This window comes from Spirosoma sp., from assembly GCF_026391055.1.
Taxonomy (GTDB): Bacteria; Bacteroidota; Bacteroidia; order Cytophagales; family Spirosomataceae; genus Spirosoma.
On record NZ_JAPLET010000024.1, the window covers coordinates 330,893 to 351,589 of the forward strand.

At 50.8% G+C, this 20,697-nt stretch carries 15 protein-coding genes; 5 read left to right on the top strand and 10 right to left on the bottom strand.

The features are described 5' to 3' along the window. Positions 1-182 precede the first annotated feature (182 nt). From NT073_RS21780 to NT073_RS21810, 7 genes are all read right to left on the bottom strand, one after another. Positions 183-2,969 carry a phosphoesterase gene (locus NT073_RS21780; protein ID WP_297377650.1) on the bottom strand — a complete coding sequence of 929 codons (2,787 nt, stop codon included), beginning with the start codon at positions 2,967-2,969 and terminating at the stop codon, positions 183-185. A 134-nt stretch (positions 2,970-3,103) separates the two neighbouring features. After that, positions 3,104-3,652 carry an HD domain-containing protein gene (locus NT073_RS21785; protein WP_297377652.1) on the bottom strand — a complete coding sequence of 183 codons (549 nt, stop codon included), beginning with the start codon at positions 3,650-3,652 and terminating at the stop codon, positions 3,104-3,106. A gap of 2 nt (positions 3,653-3,654) precedes the next feature. Further along, positions 3,655-4,569, bottom strand: a complete 915-nt coding sequence (locus NT073_RS21790) for a metallophosphoesterase (RefSeq protein ID WP_297377654.1) — start codon at positions 4,567-4,569, stop codon at positions 3,655-3,657. A gap of 117 nt (positions 4,570-4,686) precedes the next feature. Continuing rightward, positions 4,687-6,285, bottom strand: coding sequence for a SusD/RagB family nutrient-binding outer membrane lipoprotein (locus NT073_RS21795; protein WP_297377656.1), 1,599 nt, complete (start codon positions 6,283-6,285; stop codon positions 4,687-4,689). Positions 6,286-6,369: 84 nt separating this feature from the next. After that, on the bottom strand, positions 6,370-9,528 hold the full coding sequence (locus tag NT073_RS21800; RefSeq protein WP_297377685.1) for a SusC/RagA family TonB-linked outer membrane protein: 3,159 nt from the start codon (positions 9,526-9,528) through the stop codon (positions 6,370-6,372). A gap of 238 nt (positions 9,529-9,766) precedes the next feature. Then, a complete protein-coding gene (locus tag NT073_RS21805; RefSeq protein ID WP_297377658.1) occupies positions 9,767-10,918 on the bottom strand; it encodes a TIGR03364 family FAD-dependent oxidoreductase in 1,152 nt (383 codons plus the stop codon). Between the two features lie 46 nt (positions 10,919-10,964). Next, a complete protein-coding gene (locus tag NT073_RS21810) occupies positions 10,965-11,699 on the bottom strand; it encodes an HAD family hydrolase (RefSeq protein ID WP_297377660.1) in 735 nt (244 codons plus the stop codon). A gap of 554 nt (positions 11,700-12,253) precedes the next feature. Here NT073_RS21810 and kduI point away from each other — a divergent pair. Together kduI and NT073_RS21820 are read left to right on the top strand one after the other, a co-directional pair. Beyond that, positions 12,254-13,138: a 5-dehydro-4-deoxy-D-glucuronate isomerase gene (gene kduI / locus NT073_RS21815; protein ID WP_297377663.1), complete on the top strand. Its 885-nt coding sequence runs from the start codon at positions 12,254-12,256 to the stop codon at positions 13,136-13,138. A gap of 87 nt (positions 13,139-13,225) precedes the next feature. Then, on the top strand, positions 13,226-13,999 hold the full coding sequence (locus tag NT073_RS21820) for an SDR family NAD(P)-dependent oxidoreductase (RefSeq protein WP_297377665.1): 774 nt from the start codon (positions 13,226-13,228) through the stop codon (positions 13,997-13,999). On the opposite strand, the gene NT073_RS21825 is transcribed toward NT073_RS21820, so the two are convergent. Further along, positions 13,996-15,648, bottom strand: a complete 1,653-nt coding sequence (locus NT073_RS21825) for a CehA/McbA family metallohydrolase (protein WP_297377667.1) — start codon at positions 15,646-15,648, stop codon at positions 13,996-13,998. The two genes, NT073_RS21820 and NT073_RS21825, sit on opposite strands and share 4 nt — an antisense overlap. 40 nt (positions 15,649-15,688) lie before the next feature. Between NT073_RS21825 and NT073_RS21830 the strand changes: the two genes are divergently transcribed. Then, positions 15,689-16,417, top strand: coding sequence for a pseudouridine synthase (locus NT073_RS21830; protein WP_297377668.1), 729 nt, complete (start codon positions 15,689-15,691; stop codon positions 16,415-16,417). A 76-nt stretch (positions 16,418-16,493) separates the two neighbouring features. Next, positions 16,494-17,993: a Gfo/Idh/MocA family oxidoreductase gene (locus NT073_RS21835; RefSeq protein ID WP_297377670.1), complete on the top strand. Its 1,500-nt coding sequence runs from the start codon at positions 16,494-16,496 to the stop codon at positions 17,991-17,993. An 80-nt stretch (positions 17,994-18,073) separates the two neighbouring features. On the opposite strand, the gene NT073_RS21840 is transcribed toward NT073_RS21835, so the two are convergent. Both NT073_RS21840 and NT073_RS21845 read right to left on the bottom strand, forming a co-directional pair. Continuing rightward, a complete protein-coding gene (locus tag NT073_RS21840; protein ID WP_297377672.1) occupies positions 18,074-18,472 on the bottom strand; it encodes a hypothetical protein in 399 nt (132 codons plus the stop codon). 79 nt (positions 18,473-18,551) lie between these two features. Further along, entirely contained in the window at positions 18,552-19,691 is a 1,140-nt protein-coding gene (locus NT073_RS21845) for a VCBS repeat-containing protein (RefSeq protein ID WP_297377674.1), read from the bottom strand. Positions 19,692-20,055: 364 nt separating this feature from the next. Between NT073_RS21845 and NT073_RS21850 the strand changes: the two genes are divergently transcribed. Further along, positions 20,056-20,697: carboxypeptidase-like regulatory domain-containing protein (locus tag NT073_RS21850; protein WP_297377676.1), on the top strand; the 642-nt coding region annotated here is incomplete at its 3' end.

Genomic DNA, 20,697 nt, shown 5'->3' on the forward strand with positions numbered 1-20,697 from the left:
GTTATAAAGAATTTTTGATCGCGAAAAATGGGTCTCGTAAGAACGCAAGATAAAATAAAATCGGCCTCTTACGCTATGTGTACAATGGATTACTAGTCCATTGTACACGTAATGTCCCCGCACTTTACAACTCCCCATACACCCGACCGGGACGGTTCGACGCATCGACGGTCGGTACTACATCAATACTCGCCGTTCTGCTGGCGGTAATGTTCGGCACGCTGGTCGGCACGGTCATCCATTTCGGGACCTTTTTGGATTTTGCGCCAGTCGAAGACTTTTTTGTAGGGTTTCATGGCCGCCTGCGGATCAAACACCCGGCTATCGGGCAGTACCACCTCGTAAGGTCGGAAATCAGGTTTATCGGTGAAGAAATCCTGTAACAGCGAGGCCGTCTGGTCATACTGGTTTACGTAGGGAACACCGAGGATGTTGTACATCGTTTTCAGCACCGACCCGAAGTTGGCGTGCGTGTGCGACACATAGCCCCGCTTTACGTACGGCCCGGCCATCAGCAGGATCGACCGGTGCGCATCGATATGGTCGACGCCCCCCTGCGGGTCATCTTCGGTGATGATGACGAGCATGTTTTTCCAGTATTTGGTGCGCGACAGGAAATGTAGCACCCGGCCAACCGCCAGATCGTTATCGGCCATGTACGAATGCAGATACGGGTAAGCGAAATCAGGACGAGGGCCAGCCCCGTGATCGTTCGGTATCTGCATGGTCACAAACTGGGGCATTTTCTCTTTCCCCTTTATCCACTTGGCCGTAAACTCCCGCTCAAACTGCTCCATTCGATACTGGTCGGGCACGTTGGTGTTGTATCCGGCAAAGTCGCGCGAGGTGTGCGGATAAACGGCTTTCGGCATCGGAAACACCACCGACTGAGCCGCGCCAAACTGCGTGGTTGTCCATTCTTCTATATTTCCGGCAAATTCATTGACCTGGCCAAAATTATACATTGAGACCTTGTTGCGCTCGAAGGCTTCCCAGAGTCCGCCGATTTCGTTATAATCTTCGGGGTCGATAGCGCCGGACGCTTTGGGAAACCGCCGACCGGGCGCTTTGGAATCCATATCGAATCGCCCTTCCGAAGCGGCATTGGCCTCCACCCATTCGTTGGGAATAGTGCCCAGCATCCAATGGTGGCCGTGAATACTGGCGTCAGAATCGCAATAGAAATTGTCGGAGAAAGCAAATTGCCGGGCTACACGGATATGATTGGGCATAACGTCGGCACCCGTCACACGCACACTGTCTACGGCGCTATCGGTCGTGCGTCCGCTGGTACCCCGACTTGTCGAGACGCGGGTTCTGATGGTGACACCTTCGCCAAAACGGGCTAGTGTTGAGTCGCCATTGGCGGTTTTCAGCTGCCCCAGTACTTCGTCAAATGTCCGGTTTTCTTTCGTGATGTACACGATGTGCTTTATGGGCGACTGGCGGGTTTTGGGCAATACGGGCAATGGGTTTCGGCCATCGTCGGTGAGGGTAACGGTTTCGTAGGTATTGGCCAGCACCTGTTTTGTATAAGTCGCCAGCTGAGCTGCATCCGGCACCGGAACAGCCTGAAAGGTACCTAATTGAATGTCGCCAATGTAGGTTCCCTGTGGTGGTTTCACGAAGGTAGCACCCCCATTCGGCCCGGCTCCGTGCCCACGCGCCGATACAACATAGACGGTCTTTTCATCCGGCGATAATGCCACGCGCGTTGGGCCCCAGCCCGTTGGAATCAGCCCGGTGACTTTGCGCGTGGGTATATCGACAACGGCCACTGCGTTGAGGGCCAGCAAGGCAACATATAAGGTTTTCTGGTCTTTTGTGAGGGCCATTCCAAAGGGCATCAGGCCCCGGTAGCGGTCCAGCTTCGGGTCGACCTTTAGAGAAATCGTACCGACCAGTCGTTTAGCTGACCGGCTGGTGGGTTTATAGTCCAAGATAGAGATATTGTCGTTGGTTGCATTCGACACGTAGGCATACCGGCTACCTACCACGACCGAGTTCGGGGAAGACCCGCCAACAACTTCGGCTTCTTCGATCATCTCACCGATCTGCACACCAGTCTTGGCTTTATAAACAACTTTGTTTGTGCTTAGGTCCACCGTCCAGACGCTCATGGCTTCATCGGCCAGGGGGCTGCCCAGTCCCGGAATCCGCCGACCTTCTACCTCCACCCCTTCCGCCGACTCTTTGGTATGAGCAGCATACGGTGGGAATTTGAGCGCCATTGTATCCTTATTGGTTTTGGTTACGCCTGGTACTTTTGGGTAAGCGTACAAGCCAACGTTGGCTACGAAAGCCAATTTGCGGTCGGGGCTGATGGCAAGACCGAAAGGTTGCCGACCTGTAGGAATAGACGCCTTAATATGCTTGTTAGCCAGATCAATGCGTACCATTCGGAAGTTGGCCCTGTCTAGCACCAGAAGCTCGTTGCCGTTGAGGAGAAGATCAGACGTAAAGCTATCGGTATAGCCGTTACCGTCGAGACTGATGCTGTCGATTGTTCTTAGTTGTTCGGTATCAAAGACCAGCACCCGCCCTTTATCGCCGTTACTGAGGTAGGCCGTGCGATTATCGGGCGCAAAGGCCACGCCCAGAAACGAACCCGCTTTCAGGGCAGGTGGAATGGTACCGGCATAATCGGGAATTCGGGTAGCCTGTAAACTAGCTAAGTTAAAAACAGTTAGCACACCATCGTGCAGGGAAACAGCTTTCCGCCCATTGGGAGCGATGGCCAGCCCAAACGGGTCATTAGAGATGCGAAGTGTTTGGCCCGCCGGAGTTACATATCGGCCGCTGGGCAGCACCGATTTCCCATTGACGTCTATTCTAGAAAACTCAGCCCTACCGGGTACCTGTAAGGTGGTGTAGGTTTTTGCTTTGGCCGCTGCCGCCGTGGTGCGGGCGGGTTGAGCCGAGGCATAAACAGATGCCAGAAGAAGTGCAAAAATGGAAAGGTACTTCATAGCAGGGCTAGTGAAAAGGTGGGTAAAGGAAAGGTTTAGTAGGTCACTGATTAGGGTTCAATTCTGTACAACGGAGTACCACCGCGCGGGCGGCCTGGTCCGTTGTACAGAATCGAAACCACCCAACGTACAACCTAATCGACCCGGTTGGTATTACGCTCAACAATCGACATATAATAGTCGATACTGGGGGTTGGCAAACCGGGTATTTTGGCCTGTTCATCCCAGGTTCGCATTAATAGAATCCCCTTGAAAAAAGGATTCGTTTCAAACAGCATAGCTTCGGCGGCTGTCATCGGTCCACCCTGAAACTCCAGCGTTTTCAAGCTTGCTTCAGACAAGCGATCAAAGTAACCAGGGTTTTTGTAGACCAGATATCGCTTGGCGTTTACGTGGTTTTCGATCAGTTGCGCCACTTTCTCCGAGAAGCCCCGCTCCCGCAGGTAATCGGCTCCCAGGCGCTCGTGATCAACGGTGCCGTAGCCATCCATGTATCCGCCAGCCATATCGGGCGGCAACAGATGGCCAATGTCGTGCAGAAAAGCGGCTACAATAGTATCGTCATCAGCACCCGCTTCCTCAGCGAGTTGAGCGCATTGAAGCGCGTGTTCGAGCTGAGTGATCGGCTCGCCGAAGTAGGCGTCGTCACCGCCCTGGGCAAAGAGGTTGGCAATGGTTTCCATAATTACATATAGGAGAGGTACGTTCGTTCTATGCTTCCGTCGTCGTATAAATCAAAGAGAGCGTAACCGGCTTTCGTTTGCTGGTAAACATCACTTTTCCACCAGTTTCCGCTAACGGCTCCGTTGCAAAGGTACGTAACGCCATTGTACTCAACCCGATCCAGCAAATGCATATGGCCGCTCAGGGCGGCTTTTACATTGGGGTATTGATAGAATAACTTCAGCAGGTCGGGTGTATTAGCCAGGACAAGGCCCGCCGATATGTTCCAGATGCCCTCTTTCACGTTCGTCTCACTGAAAAACCCGGTCGGACTGAAGATTGGAATGTGTGACAGGACCAGAATGGGCGTTTTCGGATTAGTTTTGGCTAAATCAGCTTTTAGCCAGTCCATTTGCTCGCTGTCGATGTAACCGGTGTACCATTTGCCGTTGGGCTTGGGTTGTACACTGTCGAGGATGATAAAATGCCAGCCGTTCCGATCGAAACTACGATAGCGGCCGCTTATCTTCATCTGGTCGATGGCCCATTTTTTGCCATAAAGCAGATCACTCTTGGCATTCTCAAAGCCCCAAATGTCGTGATTGCCGATACAATACTCGATGGGCAGCGAGTTGTCGGCTTTTACGAGTCCGTTCCAGGCATCCCACTGCTGCTGTACCTTTTGCCGATCTTCGGCCAGCGCGTCCATGATCACGTCGCCACCATGCAGGATAAACGAGGGCTTATCAACTTGTTTTTGTACATGATGAAAGCATTTAGCGATGCTTTCGATGGGCTTGGTTTCTGGCGTAATGTGCGTGTCGCCCAAATACGCAAAGCGAACGGAACGTTTACGGACCAGATTGGGTGAAATCGCTGCTTCGGTAGCAATGGCGGGCAATAAAGCAGCCGATTTGAGGAGGGTTCTGCGGTTCATGATGTACACATTATTACGTTTCGACACAGAGATACACAAAGAGTAAAAGAGATTAAAGGAATACTCCGTGGATCTCTTTTACTCTTTGTGTATCTCTGTGTCGAAACAACTCGCTTATTACTGTAAAAGCCACATAGTAGCGTTTATATCATCATTACCACCATACTGGGTTGTCAGGGCGGATTTAAGGTTGTCGCCGTTGGTGGTCCGTTCGCTTTGCGGATACAGCCAGCGTTTTGGAATCCGGCCGCTATTACTGGTACCTACACCCGTCAGGAAAGTCGGTACACCCGTACGGCGCTGGTTATAAAAAGCTTCCATTCCGGAATTCTGAAAGAAAGCGATGTATTTCTGGGTCAGAATCTGGGTCAGGCCCGTCGTGTTATTCCCGGCATACTTTACCGATGGCTGCGTCAGATAATCGTTTAGGCTAATTTTAAGTGTGTACGCGTTAAAGTTGAAGATACCGCCATCCTTCGAAAAGGTTACTGTGTTATCCCCTTCTTTCAGACCGTAAAACTCCATGGAAGCCGCAATACCTTTTTGATAATAGTCAGCAGCATCACCCGTAGCCCAGCCCCGGTTGATCCCTTCAGCAATGTTGAACATCAGTTCAGGATAGCCGATAATGAACACTGGCTCGCCCACATAAGAGGTGTAGTAACGTTTCCGGTTTTGGAAAGAATACTCACCTTTCAGCACTTTGGTCGCCATATCCTGCAAATCTTCGCCCGACGAAGCGCCAACGAACGCAGCAAAATCCGTTGGTTTCAATCCAGCCGCTATTTTAGCCGAAGCAGGTTCTGCAACCACAAAAAGGCGTGGATCTTTACGGTCTACCAGCAGGTCGATATAGGTTTTAGCCATGTTTTCGCGGGTAGCGCTCTGGCCGAAGTTATCCTGATTGCGTGGGTACTTGCTCTGAGTGCTATTGTGGATATACTGGAGGTTATCGCTCAGGCCCGCTGGCAGTGGGTACTTCGTCGAATTTCCGATGATTTCAGCAAATTTTTGCTTGATGGCCAGATCAGTATCCCCTTCTTTTTTGCTTAGGCTGATCAGTACACGAATCCGGTAGGCGTTGATGATCTTCTGCCATTTCCGCAGATCGTTGTTCAGGTAGAAATCGCCCGCCAGCGTGTTGTCGCCTTTGGTGATAATAGCCGCCATATCGGTATTGGCATCGTCCAGCCATTTCAAAATCTGGACATAGACCGACTTCTGCGAGTCGTATTTGGGCGTCAGGTTGCCCAAGTCCTTCAACGCTTCAGTCAATGGAATATCGCCCACGCGCCGGGTCATATTTTCGTAGAAATACGCTCGAAAAAACTTACCTAAAGCGGAGTACGGATTCACATCGGCTGCACCCGCCCGTTTGGCCTCCTGCTCCATTTTGATCACGTCTTTCAGCGTGAAGTAATTCAGGTTCGTGGTGGTCCAGTTATACTCATTGGTCGAGTAGTAATCGTAGTTGCTGGCGTAGAACTGATTGTAGCGTTGCTCGGCACCCCAGGGTTGGTTGGTAACGCCTGAAAAACCGGATGGGCTGTTCCCGCTGTTGTACATATCGTTCAGGATGCCCTTCAATACGAGTGAAGCCGGTGCGTTCACTGCCCGGTTAGGGTCCTTTTCGAGTTCGTCAAACGACTTCTCGCAACCCAATAGGGTTAGAGTCAGCGTCGTTAACGAGAGTATAAAGAGTTTATTGAGTTTCATATTTAGTGATTAGTTGTGTCTCAGCGTGTCTCTGTGTAATAACCTGTTCACTCAACTAGCTAATAGACGTTAAATTCCAACGGATTAGAATGTCAGATTCAGGTTGATACCATACCGGCGAGTGGTTGGCGTTTGCAGGTCCGAACGGCCACCGCTGGTGAATTGGTCGATGTCGATATCATTCCTTTCAGCAAAGTAGAGCAGATTACGGGCCACCAGGGAAACTGATGCCTGCTTGATACCCAGGCGGCTGGTGAATGTCTGAGGCAGTGAATAGCCAAGGACTACTTCGCGAAGCTTTACGTAGGTCCGACTAATCATAGTGCCCCCATCGAACCCATACCGCCGGGCAATGTAATCCTGCAAAAATGCTTTCGTTTCATTTGGTTTGAACTGCAACTCCGCATAGTTGGTCACGTAACCATCTGAATTATAGTTTATGACGGCACCGTTACTCACCTGTACGCCCTCCCCCAGATACGACTTAATACCTTTCGTATCGTTCAGTCGAGCCACGCCCATATCACCTTGTACGGTGTTGATGATGCGGCCACCGGCCCAGGTTTTTTGTTCTACGTAGTCGGAAATAACGCCCCCAACACGCCCATCGACCTGGAAGCTAAACGTGAGGTTCTTGTAGCTGAACCGGTTGTTCAAACCAAATACCCAATCCGGGTTGATGTTGCCAACATACTGCGCAACGGTTGTACGGATGGGTCGACCACCGGCATCGTTGATGATCTGCCCATCGGGCGTGCGGACAAACGTCGACGTGTAGTATTTATCCGTCCGGTCGCCGATTTTAAAGAAGGTATTCAGCGCTGTTACGCCCGGGTAGAAATCTTTGTACACCTCTTTATAGGTCGACCAGTTGGCGAGCACATCCCAGTTCAGGCCGCTGGGGTTTGTTAGCACCTTACCTGTCAATGACAGTTCAAGGCCTTTCTTCTGGGTTTTGATACCGTTCACCAGGGCTGATGAATAGCCGGTTGTTTCAGAAATAGGCAGGTTGAAAATACGTGGACCGTCGTCACTGATGAAGTAAGCCGCATCGAAAGCAATGCGGTTATTCAGAAAACGCACATCTAAGCCAACTTCGGTTTGCGAAGTGCTGTTGGGTTTGATGTTCGGGTTATTCAGCGCATTGGTAAAGTAAGCGGTTGAAGTATTGTTGATCGTTAACGGTGTACCATACACAGCCGCATTTTGATAGGTTGGCCCATCATAAGACGACTGATACTGCTCACCATAACCCAGCGACCAGTTTGGTACACCAATGGTCGATTGGGTCAAACCGTCTTTTACATTGGCATATGATGCCCGGAATTTCAGGAACGAAATGGCCTGTGGTAACCGCAGGTAATCGGACAATACCGTGCTCAACGCCACCGATGGATAAAAGAACGTGTTGTTACCTTTGGGCAGCGTCGACAGCTTATCCATCCGGCCCGTTGTCGACAGGGTTACGAAATCTTTCAGCGTGAAGTCAGCCGAGTAATAGGCTGACAGCACCCGCATGTCAGACTGGAAGTTCGACGCAATGACCGGGTTAAGCGAGTTGGCGAAGTTATACACGCCCGGCACGTTCAAGTAGTTGGTCGACGTGTAGTTCGAGTTGTAGTTATACACCCGCAGGTTGCCCCCAGCAATAGCGTTTACGTTCAGCAGCGGACTAACGCGCTTGTTGTATTTAAGCAGTAAGTCGGTGTTGTTATCCAGTAGATTCCGGCGGTCTTCGCGGTAATCGCCTTTCGTTTCTTCGCGGCCGTAGCTGGTGGCCGAGTACGGAAACTTCTCGTTACGCAGTAGGTTCCAGGTCGAAACTTGGGTTCGCAGCGTTAGGTCAAGGCCATCGGTAATGCTGTATTTTAGCGATGTCTGACCAACGATATCCGTTTTGTAATGGCCGCGTAGCCACTCCTTGGCCGTAAACCAGGGATTATTATACCGCTGATATTCAGCGTAAATCTGCTGCGTACCTTCTTTACCTGGCTGCCAGTAGTTTTTCAATTGATCAACATCCCAGTCAGCACCACCCCAAATGACGATATTATAGATCATGGAGTTCGGTCCGTAGTTCACGTCGGGGATGTTGGGGGTAAACTGGCGGTTTACCTGCACATCGCCTTCAAACCGCAGCCGGTTCGAGAAATTATACCCCGATGATACTTTAAAGGTTGTGCTGTTCAGCTTGGTGTTGGGCACCAAACCGCGCTGGTAGTTGTGCGACACCGAAAAACGCAGGTCATACTTTTCACCCGACGACGATACCGATATATTGTTGGTCGAGAGAAGACCCGGCTGTAGAAACCGCTTAAGGTTGTCTTTGCCACGTGCGATCCAGGGCGTACCCTGACGCTTGCCCGTTATGGGATCAATGGGGCTATCGTACTGAGGGATCAGCTGTCCTTCGAAACGGGGACCCCAGATATCGTAGTCACCATCGTTTTTACCACCTCCTTTACCGTCAACGAATTCATAAACGCCGTGATCGCCGGGGCCGTATTCGTCCTGTACTTTAGGAATGGCCAGAAAACCATTATCCACCATCTGGCTCGTGTTTACATCTACGGCAAAGCCACGCTTATCTTTCGTACCGCGTTTGGTCGTAATCAGAATGGCACCGTTCTTACCCCGAAAACCATAGAGCGCCGACGCCGAAGCCCCTTTTAGAACAGAATACGTGTCAATATCGTCCGGGTTGATATTCCAGGTATCGGAATTGATGGGCACACCATCTACTACGAACAGAACATCGGTATTACCACGCAGCACGATGTTCGGCCGACGCAGCAGTTCGGCGGAGGCACCGATGGTCAGACCGGCCACTTTACCGACCAGACCATTGACTGCGTTTGGTTCGCGGGCTTTGAGCAGTTGCGAACCATCGACAGACTGAATCGAGACGCCGATGTTGCGAACGTCTTTCTTGATACCGAGGGCCGTTACTACCACTTCGGTCAATGTACGGTCACCAGCCACCATCGTCACGTCCAGTTTGGTACGATTGGCTACAGTAATTTCCTGTGTTGCGTAGCCAATAAACGAGAATGTCAGGGAGCTGGACGGCTGTACATTGATGGAGTAGGTACCATCGGCGCGGGAAGTAGTACCGGCATTGGTGCCTTTCACAACGATGGATACGCCCGGCAGCGGCTGATTATTATCGCCCGACGTTACTCGTCCGGTAACCGTCTGGGCAACGGCTGAAAGGCCGGATAACAGGCAAAATAAAAACGCCATGTATAAACGGTGTGAATCGCGGGAAACGATTATCCGTTGCCATGGCGCTGAAGATTGTAAACAGAGCTTCATACGTGTGACGGGTTAGTTTGCTTAAGTAATTTTCCGCAAAAGTATCATTTGGCTATTGGCTTAATATTAAGGATATATTACCAGTATATAAATAAAAAGGCAGAATATTTATTCTGCCTTAATACTTAACATAAGAATATTATAAATGCATCCGATGTACAGATTTTCATTTTACCCATTTCTGTATATTGTTTTCTGCATAACCTGCTCCCGAACTCATGCCCTTGCCACCTATTCCTGTCACTAGCTGAATGTTATCGTCTATGCTATGCTCGAATATTTCGTCTTTAGTCTGGCTATAAAACCCGGCCCACGTTTTACGGACTGTTAGCGGGAGGTTCACAATGCGCCGGGCTTCGGTCAGCATCAGCTCATTGATAAAGTCCTGCGTATGGTAGCCAAGATCTTCGGCTTGGGTCGCTTCGGCGTATTCGTGCGAATCGCCCACAATGATCGATCCATCCGTAGCCTGCTTGAACAGAATATGAATGCCCCACTTTTTAAGTTCGGTCAAATGCTCAGGCGTGTTGGCCACCACGCGTTCATAAGATGGGCACTCCTGGAAGGATTCGTACCGACGAATCGTTAGACCCGTCAGGATATTACCCGGTAAATTCAGACCCGCAACGGGCTCAACCAGCAGCATCTGCAATTTACTAACCACCAACCCGGCCTGAGCCAGCACCTCGGGAAACAGCAGCCGAACCTCGTGCCCGCTGCATATAAAGACCCGCTCCGCCTGAAATTGCTGCCGATTACTAAGCGTAACGGTAGCCCCTCTGGCAGTCGACTGGGCGTCGACAACTACCGAACCGGGCCGGTAATCGACGCCGTACTTTCGTTGGGCGAAGGCAATCAACCGGTGAATCATCTGCTCCGGCTCCACGCTCATCTCCTGCGGGAAATAAATGCCGCCTACCACGTAATCCGGCTTCAGCGTCGGATACTTGGCCAGGCACTGCGCTTTTGTCCACAACTCGCTGGTGTAACCAATGCCCTGGTAACGGTCATGAAGCTCATTGGCCAGTGTCCACTCGTCGGCATCGGAGGCTATATAGATCGTACCATTCTGGCGCACGGTTATATCGGTCTGTTGCTGGATTTCCTGGTAGATTTCCAGACTCCGCCTACCGTAGTCGAACCACCGCCCAGCCAGTCCAGAGGGTACTGCCTGCCCGAAGTTGCGAACGGTGGCACCGATCGGATAGCGGTCTTTTTCGAGAAGGAGCACTCGTTTTCCGGCTTTAGCGGCATGGAAGGCATGGAAGGTGCCGAGTGCACCGGCACCAATAACAATCAGATCGTAAGAAGATGTCATTTTATAAATTCGTTTCGTAGCCAAAATGGCTTACGAACGGCACAGATTAGGTAAGAGATAAATCATGTTTTTCCAGAAGGGCGGGTAATTCCCGGAGTGACCCCAGCAACAGATCGTGTGGATGTTGTTCCAGTTGCTCACGGGTATGGGTACCATTTGTCAGGCCCAGATTCAGCGCTACCCCGGCGGCCCGTCCCGAGAGCAAATCGGAAGGTGTATCGCCAATGTTCACAACGGCTTTTGGGTTGGTAACGTCCAATAGTTTCATGGCCCGCTCGATCATTTGGGGATAGGGCCTTCCCCGTTCCACCTCATCACTGGCAATAGAGACCTGTAGCAGGCTATCTTTTGTGCCAATCCGCTCATCGTTAAGCCCGTTAAGCCAGCCGAGCTTCTCCAGAATGATGTCGGTTACTACCCGGTAGAAGCCCGTTGTGAGCGCAATGGCGATACCTCGTTCATGGAGGTACGCGAAGACATCAAGGCAACCTTCGGTGGGTGTAGCGCCCTGTGTGAGGTAGTGATTTTCCAGGATACGACGGAATGCATCGTATGAAATGTCAACCTGTGATTGAACGGCGGGACTATCTTCACCGAGTTGTTCTTTCCAAAGTGTTTCAAACACATAGCGTTTGGAGAGCCCCTGCATAGCCAGAATCCGCTCGTCGGAAACCGACAAACCCGTTTCAACGGCAGCTTCGGCGAAACACCGTTCTACCTCGTGATGGTCGGTTACAGTAGTACCGGCCATATCAAATACCACTAATTCAATTGGTTGCATAGTTCAGTGAATGAGGAGGAAATGTAAGCAAATCAACAGAAACTTTTGTTACGGCCAACTTGTGGCGGATTAAGAAATAAATAATTCAACAAATTCGACAATACACACCCTTACCAAAAAGTTACTACCCTTATGCTTACCATGCCTCTTCCACTACCCGCTATTCTATACCAGACGAATATAATTTTAAAAAGACGGGCCACACAACCCGTTCAACTTCACCCCAAAACCAGACTATATATGCTTTTCGGATCTGAAGAAAAATAAAACGTTTTTAAGATTAATTTTTTTCACTTCGCAAGCGTTACCGCAAACGTTTGCAGTAACGCTTGCGGAGAAATCACATTTTTTCTGCTTAAAAAGACGTACCAGATTGTATTAACCCTTTACATTCGTGTGAAATACCCAGTACAGGAATAATAAAAATAACAGACGAGCGCTTTTTACCCAGACCAGCCTCAACTCATTATCTTGTATTTTTCAAAGTTAGCTAAGCTTTACTTCAGCGCTTAAAAACGAATAAATTTCTATTGCCACCTGGCAATTTTACACCTATGCAAACTGAAATAACTCCTGTGGCGGATGACAAAACCGCACCCCAGACTATTTTTGAAAGCCGTTATGCTTCTTCGCCGGGCGAAGTGAAAGGCATGGATACGACGCAACTGCGGCAAAATTTCCTGATCGACACACTCTTCGTTCCCAATCAATTCAAGTGGGTATTATCGTTTTTTGACCGTTACCTGACCAGTGGAATTATGCCCATTGATGGCCCCGTTACACTCGACACGCCCGACCAGCTCAAGGCAAGCTACTTTCTGGAACGGCGTGAACTGGGAATTATCAACGTAGGGGGCGCTGGCCGTATTATTGCTGATGGTACCTCGTACGACCTCAATTATAAAGAAGCCCTGTACATCGGTCAGGGAACGCAGGCCATTCAATTTGTTTCGCACGATGCAAGTGCTCCGGCTAAATTTTACCTTAACTCGACACCTGCCCACAAAAGCTACCCGACCCGTAAGGTCTCCCGGACCGATGCCGAGGTGGTTACGTTAGGCAGCATGGAAACGGCCAATCACCGGATCATAAATAAACTACTGGTCAACAGCGTATTACCAACCTGTCAGTTGCAGATGGGCATGACCGAGCTAAAAGCCGGTAGTGTCTGGAACACCATGCCCGCCCACACCCACGACCGGCGTATGGAAGTGTATTTCTATTTCGAAGTACCCGAAGGCCAGAGCGTTTGTCATTTTATGGGCCAACCGCAGGAAACCCGACATATCTGGATGCAGAACGAACAGGCCGTCATTTCGCCTAACTGGTCGATCCACGCCGGGTCTGGCACGTCAAACTATACCTTTATCTGGGGTATGGCGGGCGAAAACCTCGACTATGGCGACATGGACTTCTGCGCCATAACCGATCTAAAGTAAAAGCCTGACCACAAATCGATAAGGTTTTTAGAAACCTTATCGATTTAGATAAACACTAGCCACTGAGTGGCAAACATGCTTACTTACATGAATTCAGTTCTCAATTCTTTCTCATTAACAGGCAAACTGGCTTTAGTAACCGGTTGCAAACGCGGCATTGGCAAAGCCATGGCCGAAGCACTGGCCGAAGCCGGAGCCGATATTATTGGTGTTTCGGCCAACCTGGAGCTGGCAGGCAGCGCCGTTGCCGGAGCCGTTCAGGCACTGGGCCGGAAGTTCTACGCCTATCAAGCCGATTTCAGCGATCGGGCCGCTACCTACGCTTTTATCGAGCAGGTCAAAAAAGATCACCCTGTCATTGATATTCTGGTGAATAATGCCGGCACCATCCTGCGCAAACCCGCTGCCGAACACCCTGACGAATACTGGGATGAAGTGATTGCCGTAAACCAGACAGCTCCATTTATCCTCACCCGCGAAATCGGCAAGGAGATGGTCGAACGCGGAAGCGGAAAGGTGATCTTTACGGCGTCTCTGCTGACCTTTCAGGGGGGCGTCAACGTGCCGGGCTATGCCGCCAGCAAAGGTGCGATAGGCAGTATGGTGAAAGCCTTCGCTAATGAGTGGGCGTCGAAAGGGGTAAACGTAAATGCCATTGCCCCGGGATATATCTCCACAGACAACACCGAAGCCTTACGCAACGACCCCGTCCGCAGCAAATCCATCCTGGACCGGATACCGGCCGGCCGCTGGGGTGAACCCGATGACTTCAAAGGGCCGACCGTTTTCCTGGCTTCCTCAGCCGCTAACTACGTACACGGCACCATCCTCACCGTAGACGGCGGCTGGATGGGACGTTAACGCTCTACCAACTTCCCTCTCAAAACCCGAATCACCTCCCTCGTTTCTTCAATTCGGGTTTTGAGCCCTTTCTTGTAATACCACGCCCGAAACTCCGGGCTATCGCTGTGCGTGTCCAACTCCTTTTCCAGTTCGGTGAGGTATTGCTCGCTTTGTGCCAGATAGCTCCCGACAGTTTCAGGATTATGAAACCCTCCTCCATCGACGCTGACGTAAATGGGGGTTGTATGAGCCGCCTGTTTACCGTCACCATAACAACGGGCGGCCACCCAAAGCCCGTGAGTTAAAGCAGGTAAATCGAGCGTAATGGTCAGATGGTCCGCCGACTGGCCTGGATCATTTTTCGTAACGCGCCCTATAACCTTGCCATGTACTACCAGTTCAAGGGCGTTGAGTGGCGTTTGTTGCGCATGTCCGAATGCTTCGGCTTTTAGCGTTAGTTTGTCGCCTTTGGTAAGCGTAAGCCGGTCGCCGGGCATTGCATTATTGACCTTCAGATCAAGAATTGGTCCGCTGGTCACGAAAGTATGGCCCCCCTGCACAGCTGCTTTCCAGGCTGTGTAACTGAATGGTTTGTCGACATAGGTATAAAACCGGGCGTTGCCAATGCGAGCCGATTGTTCCGGCGGACCGTGGTCGTGGTCGTGCCCGCACCAGGGAAAGTCGGAACCCGCCGTAGCCGTGAGCGGGAAGCCCAGATCGAGCATCCGGTAGTAGTTTGCGGTATGCAAGGGTTCATCGGACACGCAATATTGCAGCAGTTCAAGCATGTCGACCTTACCCCGAAGCCCGTCAAGTGTTAGCCCCCGGTACCCATGAAACGATTCGGCCTGGTGCGCGTAGCCGGTCAGGCCACCCCGTTTGTGAAGTTCGTCGAAGACCTTGTCGTAGTAATAATAATCCTGTTTGTAGCGAACCGAACCCGTAGCCCCAAAACCCAGCGCGTGGCCCAGCTCGGGCGTTCGGGGGTCCTCCTGTCCGGATGTCAGCAGGTAGTTCCCATTCAGGTAATTTCCAGTTGAACCGAATGCATACTGCGGGTAGTAGGTCTCCCAGAAATCGCCCATTTTCAGCAAGACGCCCACATTGACATCTTCGGCCTGAATCCACTGCACCAACGCTTGGTTCTCGCCCGGCGACCGTCGGATATGGATGTGATCATCGGCCGAATACCAGCCCCGTGCTGCCATATCGATCCAGCGCGTTAGGGTGTATGTTTTTCGTAGCGACTGACCCGATTTAATAACCAGCTTATAATGTTGTTCGACGTACTCATTGCCTTTCATCAGCGACAACTGATAGGTGCCCGCTGGCAGGGCAAGGGCAAACTCACCGGGCACATAAAACGAGCTATCTGGCTGGTAGGCATATCCATCGGCATGATCCCACAGCCCATACGACACCGCGACGACTTCGTTTGGCAATACCTTCACGGGTCTACCCGCTTGCGTCAAGCGCACACGAACGGGCGTTGGCTTCCCGGTTTTGCCATCGCGCACGGCAATGTGGATTGAGCCGGGCGGTTTTTCGGTAGCATAGGTATCGTTCAGGGGAAAGAGAAAAAGCCAAAGCCAGAAAAAGCCAAAACATAAACGTGTATAGCTGTATACCGGACGGTCACGTAGATAAGCCAGGCTTATATGAAACATATAGAAGACGATGTCTGTATTTTTTTGCTATTTGCGGGCAATGAATCAAGTGCTAAATACAACCCAACCGCTTTCTATACTGTATCAGGATACGGAACTGGTTGCCATTAATAAACCGCATGGCTTGCTTGTTCACCGGTCGATGATCGCCAGCGACGCCAGCGAATTCGCCGTTCAGCTCCTCCGCGACCAATTGGGGCAGCGGGTCTACCCCGTTCACCGGCTCGACCGAAAAACGGCGGGCGTCCTCCTCTTTGCCCTCTCCGAATCCATGAACTCGATCATGCAGCAACAGTTTATGGATGGAGTCGTCCATAAAACCTACCTGGCCATTGTGCGCGGTTATACATTGGATGAACTAACAATTGATTACCCCCTGCGAAAGGACGACGGAAGTGGTCAATTAGGCGTACTTCAGGATGCCGTTACCCACCTGAAAACCATCCAGCGAACGGAGGTTCCCCTACCCTTTGGCAAGCACGCAACGTCCCGCTACTCGCTGGTGGAGTTAACGCCCACCACCGGCCGGATGCACCAGTTGCGCAGGCACATGGCCCACATCCTCCACCCCATCATCGGCGACCGGCCGCATGGCTGCAACAAGCAAAACAAGTTATTCAAGGAGCATTTCGAGATGAACACCATGCTGCTCCACGCGCAGCAGATTCAGTTTACTCACCCTGTTTCAGAAGAAATAATAACAATAACAGCACCATTTCAGGCGGAGTTTGGGCGGATGCTGGGGGAGTTGTTCGGGAGCAAGACTTAAAAACATACTCCTCTGAAAGTAAAAAAAACAATCCCTTCGCTTTTCTTTATTCAATCCGTTCAATATCTGTTTTCTCATGAATCAGTCAGATAAGTCAACGCCCCGTGTGGATTCGCCCGAGCAGACGAATACCGGCACATCACGGCGTCAATTCATGCAAACCGGAGCCCTGGCTGCGGCAAGCTTTTTCATTGTGCCCCGCCATGTGCTGGGTGGCAAAGGGTTTATTGCACCCAGCGACAAGCTCAATATTGCCGGAGTAGGTTTCGGTGGTAAAGGTTTCAGTGATACAAACAACTCCTATAACAAAGGTGCCAACAACATTGTGGCCCTGTGCGATGTAGACTGGGGACTGGCCCGCGTGAAGGAAAACTTCACAAAGCACCCCAATGCGAAACGCTACAAGGATTTCCGCGAGATGCTGGATAAGGAAGGCAAATCGATCGATGCCGTAACGGTGTCGACTGCCGACCATACCCACGCGGTTGTCGCCATGGCAGCTATGCAACGCGGCAAACACGTGTACGTGCAGAAACCCCTGACCCACAACATTTACGAAGCCCGCATGCTTACCGAAGCGGCCCGTAAATACAAGGTCGTTACCCAGATGGGCAACCAGGGATCGTCCAATCCACAGCAAAAACAAATGGTGGAATGGTTTGACAAAGGTCTCTTGGGCACCGTACATTCTGTAAACCTGTGGACGAACCGGCCCGTTTGGCCGCAAGGTATTCCGGTTCCGCAAGCTGCTTCCGAAACCCCCGTCGACCTGGATTGGGATCTGTGGCTCGGGCCCGCTCAAAAAGTTGGCTATACACCTGCCTATCATCCATTTAAGTGGCGTGGCTGGTGGAACTTCGGTGCTGGTGCGCTAGGAGACATCGGCTGTCACATCATGGATGTACCGTTCCGCGTTCTTGGTCTTGGCTACCCCACCGAAGTGGAAACCAGTATCGGTCAGGTGTTCCTGAAAGACTGGACTCCCGAATACATTCCCGAAGGATGTCCTCCTTCTTCACACGTAGAGTTGAAATTTCCGGCTACGGCCAAGAATAAGTCGGCCATAACGATGACCTGGGAGGATGGCGGTCTACGTCCTTTCCGGCCAGAAATGCTGCCTGAAGGCGAGCCTATGCCAGAAAATGGTGAAAACGGTGTGCTGATCCAGGGCGACAAAGGTCTGCTGGTTTGCGGCATGTACGGTGATGACCCACGGTTGTATACCAAGAGCGGTCAGAAGTATGAAGCCGCTCCCAAGCCGAGCAACGGCCTGCCCGAAAACGGCCACCAGGTACTCTGGACAGAAGCCTGCAAAGCTGGCTTCAACAGCAAAGAACACAAGGCGCTCACGTCTTCGTTCGACTTTGCCGGTCCGCTGACCGAGTCGGTACTGATGGGTAACCTGGCTATTCGTAGTTATACCCTTCGGACGCCGAAGGCCGATGGCAAAGGCTTCAACTACCCAGGCCGCAAACGCCTGACGTGGGACGGCAAAAACATGAAAATTACGAACCTTGACGAAGCCAACCAGTTCGTTAAGCGCGACTACCGCCAGGGCTGGTCGCTGACGGCGTAAACTTGGTTACTGTGAAGTAAATGAAATGGGTGGAGTACATGTAATCTGTTGACAGATTACATGTACTCCACCCATTTCATTTACTTCACTAACAACGACTGCACTATCGTACGCAAGCGCCCGTGGGCTACGTATGCCCATATGAGCAGCATGTACATGGAAAAATCCTGATAAGATACCGGGAAGGCCATATTGTTAAAATAGTACCGCGTTGCGGTGAAATCGAGTGTAGGCGTGAAACCGATGAGGTTTTCGTAACCCAGCACGAGCGTTAGTCCGAGGGCGTAGAATAGATAGCCAGGCTTTCGGAACGCCCATAAAATACCAGCCAGCGCTGTTGCGCCAAAGCCTACGTAATGCTTCCAGGTGAGAATCAAATCCGTCGTCGTTGCGACGTAAATTGAATACATCTGAACAGTTGTCAGTACGGCCAGAATGAGTCCATAGCCGTAAAATTCTTTTAATTGAGCACGCTGCATAAACTAGATTGTTACGGAAAGAGATAAGTACGAATGATAAAAATACGCAAAAACCACTATCCATATAGACCAACAACCACTATTTTTTCGTGCTTCCTTCGTTAAAAAATACAAAAAGGCCGTCCTTACCAGCAACAACAATGTCCTTTCGACCAGTTTTGTGCAAGTCAGCAACGGCGAAATAGATACCTGTGCCTTTACCAATTCCTGCCGGACCATAGGCAATGTCATGCTTCATAAACTGCTTCTTCGAGGCATCCCAGGTGAAATAATATAGCCCGACAGGATCTTTTTCGCCAGGGTCGTTGCCGTTGTGTGCCCGAAACCGCTTGCCGGTTAGTAACTCAGGACGCCCATCGCCCGTAATATCAACCCACTCCAGGCAATGGTATTGGGAGTTCTTATCGTCGATCAGGTGCTTTGTCCAGCCACGCTGACCCGATGCATCGCGCGTTTGTTCATACCAGTGCAGACCATAACTGTGCCCCTGCCCTACGATCAGGTCGTTCCGCTTATCGCCGTTTACATCGGCAACAATAATAGGTACACTAGCCGTACCGAGTGTGAACTCCTTATGTAACGTCCAGGGGCCAGCCTCCCGATCGACAGGTGCTTCGAGCCAGCCGTCCGGTACAATAAGGTCGCCCCGTCCGTCGCCATTCACGTCGCCAAAACCCAGTCCGTGCCCCTGCGTGGGCGCTACGGTAACTGTTTTAAAGACGCCGGAGCCCACTAGTTTAATGTACTTTAGCGGATGGTTGGGGTTATTGGGCACAATGTCAACGATGCCATCGCCGTCCACATCCCAGGCGCGGGTCGTTTCTACATTGCCTACTTTACCGATCTCATGCAATGGCCAGACCGCATTTTTCTTACCGGGATTTTCAACCCACCGCAACGTCTGGTCAAACCAGCCGCCGGTCAGGAAATCCAGTCGGCCATCGCCATTGACATCGAGGGGAATAGTCGAGAAATCATCATAGTACTGATCTTTTCGGGGCTCATTTCCGATGAGATATCGGTTCCAGAAACCCGGCCCTTTATACCAGAAATCACCAGATACAATATCGAGTGTATCGTCATTATCAACATCAAACACGCCTACCGACTCGTAGCTCTCAGCAGCCACAAACTGACGGGTAAAGCGTAAGCCCGGCTCGGGAGCCGTTGCACCAACGGCAATAAGTAAGATAAGTAAGCAACTAGTCAGACGGAGCATAGACAATTTAGTTTTCTTACGTAAAGACTTAAGCCTTACATCCCTACTAAAGAAGCCGTTATTCTTCCCCGCCTTTTAAGACTTTAAACTGCTTGCTATAAATGGATCGCCCCTTCGACCTATTTTTCGCAATCAATATACACATATAGTAAAAATACCTATTACCCTAAAAAAATATATTAATTATATTATGAGCATATTTCACTAGTCCAACTCTAGTACATCTTTCAACTACTATTTACTCTATTTCTTTTGCCGCTATGAGTAGTTAGCGCCATCCAACTGATTTATTCTATGAATAATACCACAAAACCCAATTTTACTTACCTTTACCACCATTTGTTGTCTTATAACCAGTTTATTTATGAAAAAACACTTACCTCCTCAGAGCCTGCCGGGCAGGTTAGTCAGCGCAGTAATTACTCAGTTACTACTGACGGCATTGTGTGTTAATTTTACTTATGCTAAAAATCCTCTACCCTTAAAATCACTGGCAGACCAACGTGCCATCACAGCTGATCGTACACTCACGGGTCGGGTGACGGATGAAAAAGATGAAGCCTTACCCGGTGTGAGCGTTATCCTGAAAGGAACCCAGCGCGGAACCGTTACCGATGCCGATGGCCGGTACAAGGTGGAAATTCCTACAGGTGGCGCAACGCTCGTTTTCTCCTTTGTCGGATATGTCTCTCAGGAAGTGCGTGTTGGCAACCAAACATCGGTTAATATTAGTCTAAAAGCCGACAGCAAAGTGCTGGATGAGATTGTGGTTATTGGCTATGGTACCGCCAAAAAGTCTGACCTTACCGGTGCTGTCACCAGCGTGAAGGAAGCTCAGCTTCAGGAACGCCCCACATCCTCGTTGAACCAGGCACTGTCGGGTCGTATGCCCGGGGTGCAGGTCAACACCAACTCGGGACGACCCGGCGGACGCACCACCGTCCGCATCCGGGGATTCAGCTCCATCAACTCCTCCAACAACCCCCTCTACGTCGTTGATGGCGTC

Excerpts from the sequence above, each read along its gene's own strand:
- NT073_RS21795 (WP_297377656.1), bottom strand. The coding sequence starts at position 6,285 with ATGAAACTCAATAAACTCTTTATACTCTCGTTAACGACGCTGACTCTA.
- NT073_RS21825 (WP_297377667.1), bottom strand. The coding sequence starts at position 15,648 with ATGTTTCATATAAGCCTGGCTTATCTACGTGACCGTCCGGTATACAGC.
- NT073_RS21810 (WP_297377660.1), bottom strand. The coding sequence starts at position 11,699 with ATGCAACCAATTGAATTAGTGGTATTTGATATGGCCGGTACTACTGTA.
- NT073_RS21785 (WP_297377652.1), bottom strand. The coding sequence starts at position 3,652 with ATGGAAACCATTGCCAACCTCTTTGCCCAGGGCGGTGACGACGCCTAC.
- NT073_RS21845 (WP_297377674.1), bottom strand. The coding sequence starts at position 19,691 with ATGCTCCGTCTGACTAGTTGCTTACTTATCTTACTTATTGCCGTTGGT.
- NT073_RS21805 (WP_297377658.1), bottom strand. The coding sequence starts at position 10,918 with ATGACATCTTCTTACGATCTGATTGTTATTGGTGCCGGTGCACTCGGC.
- NT073_RS21800 (WP_297377685.1), bottom strand. The coding sequence starts at position 9,528 with ATGGCGTTTTTATTTTGCCTGTTATCCGGCCTTTCAGCCGTTGCCCAG.
- NT073_RS21835 (WP_297377670.1), top strand. The coding sequence starts at position 16,494 with ATGAATCAGTCAGATAAGTCAACGCCCCGTGTGGATTCGCCCGAGCAG.
- NT073_RS21830 (WP_297377668.1), top strand. The coding sequence starts at position 15,689 with ATGAATCAAGTGCTAAATACAACCCAACCGCTTTCTATACTGTATCAG.
- NT073_RS21790 (WP_297377654.1), bottom strand. The coding sequence starts at position 4,569 with ATGAACCGCAGAACCCTCCTCAAATCGGCTGCTTTATTGCCCGCCATT.
- NT073_RS21780 (WP_297377650.1), bottom strand. The coding sequence starts at position 2,969 with ATGAAGTACCTTTCCATTTTTGCACTTCTTCTGGCATCTGTTTATGCC.
- NT073_RS21840 (WP_297377672.1), bottom strand. The coding sequence starts at position 18,472 with ATGCAGCGTGCTCAATTAAAAGAATTTTACGGCTATGGACTCATTCTG.
- kduI (WP_297377663.1), top strand. The coding sequence starts at position 12,254 with ATGCAAACTGAAATAACTCCTGTGGCGGATGACAAAACCGCACCCCAG.
- NT073_RS21820 (WP_297377665.1), top strand. The coding sequence starts at position 13,226 with ATGAATTCAGTTCTCAATTCTTTCTCATTAACAGGCAAACTGGCTTTA.